Source organism: Paenimyroides ceti (assembly GCF_030409925.1).
Window position 1 is genome coordinate 1 of sequence record NZ_JAUFQU010000008.1, and the last position, 12,218, is coordinate 12,218.

14 protein-coding genes and 3 pseudogenes are annotated in these 12,218 nt (G+C 34.7%); 6 read left to right on the plus strand and 11 right to left on the minus strand.

The window, feature by feature from the left end; genetic code table 11:
• Window positions 1-62: 62 nt before the first annotated feature.
• The 5 genes and pseudogenes from xerD to QW060_RS17800 all read right to left on the minus strand — a co-directional run bounded on the left by xerD (window position 63) and on the right by QW060_RS17800 (window position 2,572).
• Window positions 63-974: a site-specific tyrosine recombinase XerD gene (xerD, locus tag QW060_RS17780; protein ID WP_290364855.1), complete on the minus strand. Its 912-nt coding sequence runs from the start codon at window positions 972-974 to the stop codon at window positions 63-65.
• A gap of 172 nt (window positions 975-1,146) precedes the next feature.
• A complete protein-coding gene (locus QW060_RS17785) occupies window positions 1,147-1,476 on the minus strand; it encodes a hypothetical protein (protein ID WP_290364848.1) in 330 nt (109 codons plus the stop codon).
• 72 nt (window positions 1,477-1,548) lie between these two features.
• On the minus strand, window positions 1,549-1,788 hold the full coding sequence (locus QW060_RS17790) for an outer membrane beta-barrel protein (protein ID WP_397386103.1): 240 nt from the start codon (window positions 1,786-1,788) through the stop codon (window positions 1,549-1,551).
• Between the two features lie 173 nt (window positions 1,789-1,961).
• Window positions 1,962-2,357: pseudogene (locus tag QW060_RS17795) on the minus strand (outer membrane beta-barrel protein); the annotation flags it as partial.
• Window positions 2,252-2,572: a hypothetical protein gene (locus QW060_RS17800; protein ID WP_290364850.1), complete on the minus strand. Its 321-nt coding sequence runs from the start codon at window positions 2,570-2,572 to the stop codon at window positions 2,252-2,254. The gene QW060_RS17800 and the pseudogene QW060_RS17795, both read right to left, overlap by 106 nt.
• Window positions 2,573-2,827: 255 nt before the next feature.
• On the opposite strand from QW060_RS17800, the gene aroQ reads away from it, so the two are divergent.
• The 6 genes from aroQ (at window position 2,828) to QW060_RS17830 (ending at window position 6,248) form a co-directional block, all read left to right on the plus strand.
• Window positions 2,828-3,244, plus strand: coding sequence for a type II 3-dehydroquinate dehydratase (aroQ, locus tag QW060_RS17805; protein WP_290363881.1), 417 nt, complete (start codon window positions 2,828-2,830; stop codon window positions 3,242-3,244).
• Window position 3,245: 1 nt separating this feature from the next.
• Window positions 3,246-3,458: a carboxypeptidase-like regulatory domain-containing protein gene (locus tag QW060_RS17810; protein ID WP_290364851.1), complete on the plus strand. Its 213-nt coding sequence runs from the start codon at window positions 3,246-3,248 to the stop codon at window positions 3,456-3,458.
• A gap of 63 nt (window positions 3,459-3,521) precedes the next feature.
• Entirely contained in the window at window positions 3,522-4,271 is a 750-nt protein-coding gene (locus QW060_RS17815; protein ID WP_290364852.1) for a DUF5686 family protein, read from the plus strand.
• Between the two features lie 14 nt (window positions 4,272-4,285).
• Window positions 4,286-4,708 (plus strand): HSP90 family protein, encoded by a 423-nt coding sequence (locus tag QW060_RS17820; RefSeq protein WP_290364853.1) that lies wholly within the window; start codon window positions 4,286-4,288, stop codon window positions 4,706-4,708.
• A gap of 91 nt (window positions 4,709-4,799) precedes the next feature.
• A complete protein-coding gene (locus QW060_RS17825; protein ID WP_290363905.1) occupies window positions 4,800-5,870 on the plus strand; it encodes a hypothetical protein in 1,071 nt (356 codons plus the stop codon).
• A gap of 3 nt (window positions 5,871-5,873) precedes the next feature.
• Entirely contained in the window at window positions 5,874-6,248 is a 375-nt protein-coding gene (locus QW060_RS17830) for a hypothetical protein (RefSeq protein ID WP_290363906.1), read from the plus strand.
• A gap of 34 nt (window positions 6,249-6,282) precedes the next feature.
• Here the strand turns inward: QW060_RS17830 and QW060_RS17835 are convergent, their stop codons facing one another.
• From QW060_RS17835 to QW060_RS17860, 6 genes and pseudogenes are all read right to left on the minus strand, one after another.
• Window positions 6,283-6,915: a DEAD/DEAH box helicase gene (locus QW060_RS17835; RefSeq protein WP_290363907.1), complete on the minus strand. Its 633-nt coding sequence runs from the start codon at window positions 6,913-6,915 to the stop codon at window positions 6,283-6,285.
• 1 nt (window position 6,916) lies between these two features.
• On the minus strand, window positions 6,917-8,080 hold the full coding sequence (locus QW060_RS17840) for a sigma-54-dependent transcriptional regulator (RefSeq protein WP_290363908.1): 1,164 nt from the start codon (window positions 8,078-8,080) through the stop codon (window positions 6,917-6,919).
• Window positions 8,081-8,086: 6 nt separating this feature from the next.
• The gene (locus QW060_RS17845; protein ID WP_290364854.1) at window positions 8,087-9,382 is read right to left on the minus strand and encodes an ABC transporter permease; all 1,296 of its coding nucleotides are present in this window, start codon (window positions 9,380-9,382) and stop codon (window positions 8,087-8,089) included.
• A pseudogene (locus QW060_RS17850) lies at window positions 9,382-10,301 on the minus strand (ABC transporter ATP-binding protein). The gene QW060_RS17845 and the pseudogene QW060_RS17850 overlap by 1 nt, the downstream one beginning before the upstream one ends.
• Window positions 10,302-10,471: 170 nt before the next feature.
• Window positions 10,472-11,590: pseudogene (locus tag QW060_RS17855) on the minus strand (DnaJ C-terminal domain-containing protein).
• Between the two features lie 24 nt (window positions 11,591-11,614).
• The gene (locus QW060_RS17860) at window positions 11,615-12,154 is read right to left on the minus strand and encodes a nucleotide exchange factor GrpE (RefSeq protein ID WP_290364761.1); all 540 of its coding nucleotides are present in this window, start codon (window positions 12,152-12,154) and stop codon (window positions 11,615-11,617) included.
• Between the last annotated feature and the right edge of the window lie 64 nt (window positions 12,155-12,218).

Here is a 12,218-nt window from a genome sequence, read left to right on the forward strand (position 1 = left end):
AATAGAAAACAAAATACTATTCAGAAATAAAAAAGAGACGTTTCGTCTCTTTTTTTTATGCCTTATCCTTGACAGGCCCAAGGATGATACTGATTTACGACCTCCCGAAGGCGTTTACGATCTATATGCATATATATTTCTGTAGTAGTGATAGATTCATGCCCCAACATGAGTTGGATAGATCGAAGATCTGCGCCGTTCTCCAACAAATGAGTAGCAAAGGAATGCCTGAAAGTATGCGGACTTACCTTTTTGCGAACTCCAGCCAAGATACTCAGCTCTTTTACTATTGTAAAAACCATAGCTCTTGAAAGCTGCGTACCTCTTCTGTTTAAAAAAAGAACATCCTCATAAGAAGAATCTATTTTTAAATGTTTTCTTATTTCATCTTTATACAGGATAATCCATTTAACCGCTGATTCTGATATTGGTACAAATCGTTGTTTGTTTCCTTTACCTGTTATTACAATAAAACCTTCTTCAAAATACAAATCAGAAATTTTAAGATTGATTAATTCTGAAACCCGAAGGCCACAGCTATATAGCGTTTCCAGCATTGCTTTATTCCGCATTCCTTCGTCCTTAGACATATCAATACACGCAATCATAGCGTCTATTTCTTCCATCGACAATACATCAGGAAGCTTTCTTCCCTGACGTGGTAATTCGATAAAAAAAACCGGATGCTTCACTATATATTTTTCCAGTAGTAAAAAGTCAAAAAAACTTTTTAAGGAAGAAAGTATACGTGATTGGGTACTGGGAGCTATAAATTCTGAAATCTCATAAATAAAGCTCCTTACGATTTCCTCATCAATATCTTCTATTTTTATTGCAGGATAGGAATTATTAATATACTGTTGAAATTTTGTCAGGTCAAAATCATAACTCAAAATGGTATTCTTAGAAAGACCTCTTTCAAGTTTTAGATAATCATTAAAAAGTTTTCTGTAATTTTTTCCAGGAAATCGAATTTTGTCTCATAAAAAAAACCATCTATAAAGATGGTTCAATTTACGATTTTTATTTTTTTTTAAAAACGGTATCCTACAGAAACCTGAATAACAGAATTATTTAACGGATCTGTTTTGATATGTTTGTTGATGAAATTTACCTGACCTATAAGCTGTTGATACATCTCGTCTGTCATACCGGGAGTTTTTGCCGGAATTGGCACTTTCTTATCGTCATTATCAAGTTTGTAAACATCCTGAAGTCCGTAATAGTACCTTCCGCTGATAAAAAAACCATTGTTAAGATAAACGGAAAACCCGCAGTAACACCATAATCCAACATTTCATAAAAATCTTTTGGCTTATTGCTTCGGTATCCGGCTTCAAATAATGCCTCTTCCAAACCGCTTGAAGGATTTACCAAATTACGCACAGGATTATATCTGTTCATATCATATTGACCACTTGCTGCTACCATATAACCAACCTGACCTCCCAATTCTACAGAAAAATTATCACTCACATAATATTTTACCTGTAATGGCAGATACAGATAATGATGTGTTACATCCTCCAGCCTCTCAGTACCATTGATTTAATAAGTTGTCAGATCATACTGATCATATTCAATTCCTTTATACCCTTGCATTGAGTACATTAATTCCAACTGTAATGCGAACTTTTTGTAGTAGGATAACGGATACTCAACAAAAGCACCTACATGAACACCAGGCTTATAATCCTGTCCGTTTTCACCGGATAACGTTGACATGTTTCCTCCTATTTTCATTCCCGTTTCAACACCGGTTATTGGGATTACGCTGAGCTGTTGCAGTCAATGACAGAATGCTATGGCTCCGAGTGACAGTATAAATTTTTTCATGTAAACAATGATTTATTTTTATAGAATAATATAACAATTATAAAAAAAATTAGAAATCTACATAAATATATAAACAAAAAAAGCCTTTCGGAATTCCGAAAGGCTTAAAGATTCTTCTATAATAATTAGAATTTGTAAGTCAAACCAAATGTAGCTGCATCAAAGAAATTATTGAAAACATTGATGTTTCCATTAAATTCAGATACATTTTCACCACCTTTAACTTTTCCTGATCTGTAAGACAATACGTCAGACAATCCGAAGTTAATAGCGATTTTAGGAGTTACAAAATAGTTGATCCCTAAACCAGCTCCAGCAGAAAAACCAGTTACATCTGGATTTTTAACCCCTGCAGTTTCAGTTTTAGTAGAAGCATATCCTAAACCAACTTCTGTATACGTTTTAAATCTTCTACCTAATTCCAAGAAATAGTAACGACCAAATGCTCCGATGAACATATCGTTTTGCTTAGAAGTAACTGTAGATCCTGCTTTAGTCTTATCAGTACCGATACCAAGTTGAACTCCAACTGCAAATTTATCAGAAACAAATAATCCTGCTTTAGGTGCGAAGTTGAAAGAATTTCTTTTACATCTGTATTCTTGTCGTTAGTTGAGTTAAAAGATACATTTCCTTCTAAAATAACATCTCCTTCTTTAAATCCAAATTCTTGATCCTGAGCCTGTGCACTATAACCTAATGCAACAACTGCTAAACTTAATACTAATTTTTTCATTTCAAATTATTTTTTGTTGCCGCAAATTTAATACTAAAATAACATTTGTTAAAACAGTTTTTTTTATATAAAATGTCAACTATTTTAAATTTATAAAATAATATATTCAAAAAAAACAACATATTATAATCAATATCAAACAATAAGCAACAACTAAAGTAATTTTCATTAACAAAACTCTTATTATTAAAATTTTTCATAATTTTTAAGAGTTCTATATACATTTAAAACTATTTTTACCTTTAAATTTGTTTGATGAAAAAAATTTTGATTATTAACGGTCCTAATCTCAACCTTCTTGGAAAAAGAGAACCAGCCATTTATGGTTCGGATTCCTTTGACGAGTTCCTGTCTCATTTACAAGAAGAATTTCCTCAGGTTGCAATCGATTATTTTCAAAGTAATGTAGAGGGTGAACTCATTAATAAAATTCAGGAAGCAGGTTATGATTATGACGGAATTGTATTAAATGCTGCTGCCTATACCCATACATCCATTGCTATTGCAGATGCTGTAAAGGCAATTACCACACCTGTGATAGAAGTACATATATCCAATACGTATAGTAGAGAAATATACAGACATCAATCATTCATCGCACCGGTCTGCCAGGGAATCATTATCGGATTTGGGTTAAATTCCTATAAATTGGCCATTCAATCTTTTTTATAGAATGAAAATATTGGTTCTTATAGTGCTCTTCTTTTTCCCATATTTGTCTCATGCTCAAATAACAGGAAAAGTAACTACCAAAGATGGTACTCCAATATCGTATGTAAATGTTTCGGTTGAAAACACCTTTTTTTCTACAATTGCCAATGAAAATGGTTTATTTGACCTTGATGTTCCTAAAAAGGGAAATACCAGCTTGTTTTTCAACAATTAGGTTATAAAACACTGATAAAAAAAAGTAACAGCAGACAAATTTCCTTTTGAAATTAATGTATCAATGGAAGAAGAAGCTTCTGTCTTGGATGAAATGCTGATCGAAACTCCGAAGGGAAAAGATAAAGCAACATGGATCATAAAAAAAGCCAGTGAACATCGAAAAAAGAATGATGCTCGTATAAAAAAGTATACCTCTGATTTTTATTCAAAAGGGTCCATTCAGGTTATAGATTATCCCAAAAAGTTTTTAGGCTATAATATTGAAGAACTCGATCCTAACCTCAAAATTGATTCGCTCAAGAATAAATTCATTTACTTGTCTGAAACTTTCTCTAAAATAGCTGTAGAAAAACCGAATCATTATAAAGAAGAGATAAAAGCTTCAAAAATCAGCGGTAACGATAACGGATTTAGCTTTAATTCCGGCCTTAGTGCTAATTTTGATTTTTATCAGAATATTGCTTATTATTCATGGAAACTTGTTTCACCATTAGCTCCGATTGCTCCGAGTTATTATAATTTAAAAAGCATCCGGAAAGTAGATCAGGCAATCTATTTCAAAATAATTCAGATTCATTTTCTACATCTGAAAGCTATTGCTATTGAAGATGCGGAATTTCTGGAATTGCTGGCTGATGATCTTCCTTTTGAAACCAACAAAGGGTTCAGAAGTTTTAAGCATCTGACGGATGAAACCCAAACGCTGTATTATGCATCCGATTATGAAGATTTTAAACAGTTGCAACGCATTGCCCAATCTCAGGGACTTTGCTTATCAATGCTTCTTATACATTTGACGAAGAGCTGTTAAAAAAAATAGCCCGTATGCGACCACAATTGAAACTGGAGGAAATGACGCCTTCAAGACTGTTGAATTCTTTTATTTCACTGGATGTTGAAGAAGAAATAAAACATCTTTCCTTTCTAAACAGAGTAGAAGAAACTTTAAAAGATTTTAATTGTGAATGCCAGTTAAAACACTTTAAACCTACAGACACAACAGCCATCTATACACGTCCGGAAGAAAACAGTCATACCGCTACTATACGGCAAGTAAAGCAATCGTCGAATCCGTTTGCAGGAGCTCTTTCTTCTTTTGGAAATACAGCTTCTAAAAAGGCGACTTTTTGTCTTAACATTGACAATCAACTGGTAAAAAACATTACTTCTATTAACGATGATTTCTTATTTCAATCCGTTATTGAGGTTTTGTATGTGCAAGCTATCATTATGGAAAATATACCGTAAGTGAAAAAGAAATGGCCTTATTTAATGAAGCTCTTAATAATCTGATGGTGATGGGACTCACCAATTTTGTAAATTTATAATAACAAGAAGTATGTACACGCTGAAAATACAGAAAATATTAAATGAAATCAACCGATTAAATATTCCTGCCGAAAAAGTAAAATTATTGAAAAAGGCTATTGCAATTGCAGACGAAAATGAAGATATTGAATGGGGATATGACTTGCGTCTGATTCTTATTGATACGGAACGCGATTTGGCATTTTCAAACGAATCAATCCCTGCTTTTGCCTGGTTATTGCAAGCCTACGAACAACATCCGGATGTTTTTGACGAAAATGATTTCTTATGGCAATACAAATGGATGATGTCGGAATTATATGACAATCCTAAAGTAAGCAGAGAACAGATAGAAAATGCATTGGAAGACTTTAAAATGCGCCTTCAGAGAAACGGGTATGGCATCAGAGCTTATTACAACGAGTTATTTAATGATTGTATTGTGCAGAAAAACATAACAGCATTAGATCATGCAATGCAAGAAGTAAACAAGGTTCCACGTGATGGAATGAGTGATTGTGAAGCTTGTGAGATGGATGCTGAAGTAACTGCTTTCTTATATACAAGAGGGTTTGATGAAGCCTATAAAAAAGCATTGCCATTGCTCGACAAACAATATACCTGTCTGCATGTACCAATGCGTACCCTGGTTAACCTGTGCTATGCCGCTTATAAGAATAACAGAGAAGAAGTTGCTGCCTCTCTGTATCCGAAATGTCAGGATGAAATTGCCAAACTGGCCAACGACACATCCGTTTTGTTATCAGCAATCAAACTAAGCGTTTATATGGCTGCAAAATATCCGCAAGAAGCTCATAAATGGATTGAAAAATATCTTCCTTTGGCTGACGGTCCTCAGAACAGACTACTGTTTTCTTTTTCAATGTATCTGATTGAAGCTTTACAGCTGCTTGAAGACGGGCTGATATTTGTGGTTGATCTTCCGGAACAGCACAGCTTGTACCAGTCTCATAAGAATCAGTTTACAAAAGAAGAATTGCTCGCCCATTATATGCCACTTGCAAAAAATATTGCGCAGCAATTTGATGAAAGAAACAGCAATAGCAATTTTATGCGGCAATATCAAGAACTTATTTCTTAGTTTATGTTTACCTTGATTCGCCAGCTTTTCGGCAAAAAAAACAAAACGCCGGATTCCATCATAAAAACGCATACAGATGACTTTCCTTCAGAATCTATCAATGTTGAGAAAATTATAAGTGTTGAAAATGATCTGGATTTCTTAAAGAACAAACTATTCTTTGACTTTAAAAAGGATGAGAAAATAAGTACAGTAGAATTATATAAGCTTCTGAATCATTACAAAAAAGTATCAGACAGAGAGGTCAATGAAGTTGAAAAAAAAAGAACTCTTGCTTTGGATAAAAAAGATACCCAACAATTAATTGATTTGGTAACAACATCACACAATGAGCAAGAAATCCTTTCATGTTTATTGCTTCTTGAGAAGAGGATATAAAAAAAGATTAGCTAAAGCTAATCTTTTTTTATTTTCAAATATCTTCTTCTGTTTCTTCTTCCTTATCAAACCAGAATGAATCGAGCATGGTTTTATCCACGAAAGCATCGAGACGTTCATAATAATCACCGGATACATAAAGCCTTTGCGTTTTTCCAATGCTTTCAGACAAGCGGTATAATTTTGGTTCAAGCCGTAAACGCAGTAACTGATCTACATCATTAATCACAAACATTTTTAACTGATTAATGTCAAATCCTGCAGAGCCAAACATCAGATTCAGGCGCTCAGGGGTACCGATCAATACATCAAGCCCCAGAGAAATCATGTTTTTATCTTCGTCTAAATTGGTTTTTTCATGTACTCCATAGAAACGCAAATCGGTATATTTTCCGTATGCTCTGAATTTATCTAATAGCGACAGTACTTCAGGCTTATCTTTAACCATTATCAATGCTCTCGGAGATTCTAAAACGGCTTTTTCTAATCGTTGTATCGTTGTAATAACAATAATATCTTCTCTCTCAGCAACGTCTTCTGAAACGATTACAACATCATTTCCACTTTTAATAGTTCCGAAACAGGCTTTTAATAAAGGTGTAGGCTCCAGTAATTGGCTGCTGATTAATCCTTCTTTTAAATTTTCGTTTATCTTTTTTAACTTCATATTATTTTGATGCAAACATTTGGACATCAGATTTAGTAATCTCCTGTCCTCCTAAAATTATCAGTCTCTCTACTACATTTCTCAGTTCCCGGATGTTCCCTGTCCAGTTGTATTCCTGAAGCAATTCTAAAGCATCAGCAGAAATACGCTTAGGGGTATTACCGTTTTCTGTTGCAATTTTTTGAATAAAATGTTCAATAAGCATAGGAATGTCACTGCGTCTGTCATTTAGTGAAGGTACATTGATCAGAATTACAGCCAAGCGATGGTAAAGATCTTCTCTGAAACGACCTTCTTCAATTTCTTTTCGCAAATCTTTATTTGTAGCAGCTATAACCCGCACATCAATCTTTATATCTTTATCCGCTCCAACCCGGGTAATGATATTTTCCTGTAAGGCGCGTAATACTTTTGCTTGGGCAGAAAGACTCATATCCCCTATTTCATCCAGAAAAATAGTTCCTTTGTCAGCAGCTTCGAATTTTCCTGCACGATCTTTTACAGCAGAGGTAAAAGCACCGCGCACGTGTCCGAATAATTCGCTTTCAATGAGTTCTGAAGGGATAGCCGCACAGTTTACTTCAATCAGAGGGTAAGCAGACCTGTTACTTTTTTCATGTAAATTATGCGCCACCAGTTCTTTTCCGGTTCCATTCGGACCTGTAATCAACACACGGGCATCGGTTTCAGCAACTTTATCAATCATTTGTTTGATATGCTGAATAGGTTCACTTTCTCCAATCATCTGATAATTTTTTCCGACTTTTTTCTTAAGCCTTTTGTTTTCTACCACAAGTGATTTTTTATCGAGTGCATTTCTCACTGTTGTCAGTAAACGATTCAAATCCGGCGGTTTAGATATATAATCGAAAGCCCCTAACCGCATGGTGTTGACAGCTGTTTCCAGATCACCATGACCTGATATCATGATAAAAGGAATTTCCGGTTTTATTTTTTTGGCTTCCTGTATTACTTCTTCACCATCTTTTCTTGGCATTTTGATATCACAGATAATGAGATCATATTCTTCACTTTTAATTTTTTCGATTCCTTCTTCTCCATTCTCCGCTTCATCTACTACATAAGAATCGCTTTCTTCAGAGAGAATTTTAGATAAAACTCTTCTGATGGCTGCTTCATCTTCTATTATTAATATTCTCGACATTCTTATTTAATATTTTAAACCATTTAATAATTCTTTCCATGTAGGTTTCTTACCATACATTAAAATTCCTACACGGTATATTTTTGCTGCTACCCATACTATGCCAATAAAGGTAACAAATAATATAACTAACGAAATGATAATTTGTGAGGTAGGCACGCCAAACGGTATTCTCATCAGCATTACTATTGGTGAAGTGAGTGGTATCATTGAGAAAACAGTTGCTACTGTTCCGTGTGGTTCATTCATTACTGCGAAAAATCCCACATAAACGCCAAGCATCAGCGGCATGATGACCGGAAATAAAAATTGCTGAGAATCTGTTTCATTGTCAACAGCAGCCCCGATAGCAGCATATAATGAGCTGTAAAGAAAATAGCCTCCGATAAAATAAAAGATGAAGTAAAAAAACAGGCTTCCTAATGGCAACATCATTAATTCTTTATAATACATCTGTACTTTATCCAAAAGCTCACCTGAATTGAGGGCTGCCAATTCTGTATTGGTAGCTGTAGTACTCAAACCAAACATACTGTTTACCACAAATATCAATATTCCGCCAACAATTGCCCAAATTGCAAATTGGAGAATTCCGGCAAATGTGGTGCCTATGATTTTGCCCAACATTAATTGAAACGGTTTTACAGAAGAAACGATAATCTCTATAATTCGATTTGTTTTTTCTTCTATTACGCTACGCATCACAAGATTTCCATAGATGATGATAAACATCATGATCAGATATCCAAAAACGGTTCCTATGGCAATTTTTATTTCATTGAGTCCTTTAACAGTCTCTTCACCACTCGATTTTACCAGATTGATCGTAACATTCGTTTTAGCTTTATCAATAACCAGGGTATCAAACCCCTGATTGCTCAGATTGTATTTGGTCAGTTTACGGTTCATGGTATTTTCTACCTGTGAAACGAAACCTAAACTCGGACTATCTTCAGAAATATACTGTATGCCGTTTTCGTATTTTCCGATACTGTCATATTTAGGAATATACAACACACCTTCATAAGCCTTACGGGAAATACTGTCTGTAAGAATTTCCTTTGGAACCAAAGAAACATCATAGTATTTATATTCTTTATTACTTTTGAATTCTTTTACAAAGAGCCCACTTTCATCATGAACACCTATATTTTTGACTTCTGAACGTATGCTGCCTAAATAACCGATAAGAACGGCAATACCGACAAATATAAGCGGACTCACAAAAGTCATTACAATAAAAGATTTGTTGCGCACTTTCGCAATAAATTCCCTTTTAATAATCAATGATAGTACTCCCATTATTTTTCACTTACTGTTTGAATAAAAATATCATTTACACTCGGAATGTGTTCTACAAAATGTGTGATTTCACCATGCTGTACCAAACGCTGCATAAGTTCATTTGTAGAGAAATTTCCTAAAGACACATTGAGCTGTACTTCATTGTCAAGACTCTTAAAACTCGTTTGTTTATAGTCAAAATCACGTAATGATGCTTGTAAAAGATCTGGCTGTGATGTTTTTATCCCAACCTGATAGGTGTTGCTACGATAAGCTCTCTTTACATCGAGTAATTTTCCATCGAGCAGTTTATTGGACTTATGAATTAATGCAATTTCATCACATAATTCTTCCACACTTTCCATACGATGGGTAGAAAAGATTATAGTGCTTCCTTTTTGCTTTAACTCCAGGATTTCATCTTTGATAATATTGGCGTTTACAGGATCAAAACCGGAAAACGGCTCATCAAATATGAGTAGTTTTGGTTGATGTAATACAGTAACGACAAATTGAATTTTTGTGCCATTCCTTTTGATAATTCCTGTATTTTTTTATTCCACCAATCACTTATTTCGAGTTTATCGAACCAATACTGCAATTGCTTTTTTGCTTCCGCTTTGCTCAAACCTTTCAGCTGAGCAAGGTACATAGCCTGCTCACCTACCTTCATGGTTTTATACAATCCGCGCTCTTCCGGCATATATCCGATGTGTCTTACATGATGCGGAGATAATTTTTCTCCATCTAACAAAACCTGTCCGCTGTCCGGGTAAGTAATTTGATTGATGATGCGAATCAGAGAAGTTTTTCCGGCGCCGTTTGGTCCTAAAAGACCAAAGATACTTCCTTTAGCTATATTTAAAGAAACTCCGTTTAAAGCTACTTTTTCGCTGTATTTCTTTGTTACATTATGTACTTCAAGAATGTTTTCCATGAAAAGTATATTTTTTGTAAATGTAATAATAATGTCTTGTTATTAATTGCTAAATAACGGTATTTCATAAAAAAACCCATCCCTGTTTACACAGGGATGGGAAAAATTGCTATGAAAAAGAAAATCCACCGTTTTATAAGTGTGTTTCAAAATTATAAATTATTTTTTAATTAAGAAAACATTTCTTTTACTTTTTCAAAAAAAGATTTATCATTTTTTCTGTGGATTTGGTTTAAAATTTTCCTCATCCTTCATTTTTTTCGAAAAATTCTTTTTGTTCTTTGTTAATTTTTTAGGTGTCCAGACGTTTACATGTATGAGAAAATCTCCCGTTCCATAACCATTTATGCTTGGTAAACCTTTTCCTTTTAATCTTAAAATTTTACCAGACTGTATACCTTCTTCGAGATTGATGCGTACTTTTCCATTTACAGTATCAATTTCTTTCGAACCGCCTAAAGCAGCTTCTGAGAAACTTATGTATAAATCGAAATGGATGTTTTCTCCTTCTCTTTTTAATGTATCATGTTCAATTTCTTCAATCACCACAATCAGATCTCCGGGAATGCTATTAGCACCAGGAGCATCATTACCTTTACCGGAAACTTTTAACTGAATACCTTCTGTTACTCCAGCCGGAATTTTGATCGAAACGGTTTCTTCTGCAAAAACCATCCCGTCACTGTCAGCGCCTGCCGGTCTTGAATCAATCATCTGTCCTGCACCACCACATGTCGGACATGGAGAAGATGTCTGCATTCTACCTAAAATAGTATTGGCAATCTTAGTTACCTGACCCGTACCATTACAGGTAGTACAACTTTTATAGGTAACTCCTGCAGCCTGTACCTTTCTTTTTACTTTGACTTTTTTCTCAACTCCTTTGGCAATGTCTTCAATGGTAAGTTTTACTTTGATACGCAAATTAGTTCCTTTGACTCTGCGAACACCTCCGCCACCGCCGAAGCCGCCAAAACCACCAAAACCTCCGCCACCGAAAATGTCTCCAAACTGACTGAAGATGTCTTCCATATTATTGAAACCACCTCCGCCAAAACCACCGGCACCATCAAATGCGGCATGACCATACTGATCATATTTGGCCTTTTGTCAGGATCACTCAATATTTCATATGCCTCAGCAGCCAGCTTAAAGTTTTCTTCTGCTTCTTTATTTCCTGGATTTTTATCCGGATGGAATTCGATTGCTTTTTTTCTGTAAGCTTTCTTTATAGCAGCAGCATCAGCTCCTTTATCAATTCCTAATATTTCGTAATAATCTTTTTTCATCGTTGTAAGTAAGTACCTTATATATTATTGTCCGATAACTACCTTAGGGAAACGGATAATTTTATCACCCAATTTGTAACCTTTTTCAATAATATCTACTATTTTTCCTTTCATTTCATCACCCGCAGGAACCTGAGTTACCGCTTCAGCCAAATCAGCATTGAATACATCTCCTTTAGCAATATCCACTAACATAAGACCTTTTGAAGACAATGTGTCACGCAGCTTACTTGAAATCAGAGAAAAACCTTTAAGATCCGTTTCCAGGTCTCTGGCTTCTATTTGTTCCAACGCACGATCAAAATCATCTAAGACCGGTAATAAAGAGGTGATAACACCTTCACTGGCAGTAGACATTAACTCTAATCTTTCTTTAGCAGTACGTCTTCGGAAATTTTCAAATTCAGCAAAAAGTCTCAAAAATTTATCCTTTTCTTTTTCTAATTCCGCTTCAAAACTATTTTCTTCAACAGCCTCAGTATTTTGCTCCTGTGCCTCTACCGGATTGATATCCATTTCTTTATCATTAACATCCTGGATGTTTTCATTATTTTCAGTTGCCATAATTTTCAGTACATAATTATAATTACACACGTTATAACAAATTCATTGCCATCCTCCGTTGTTG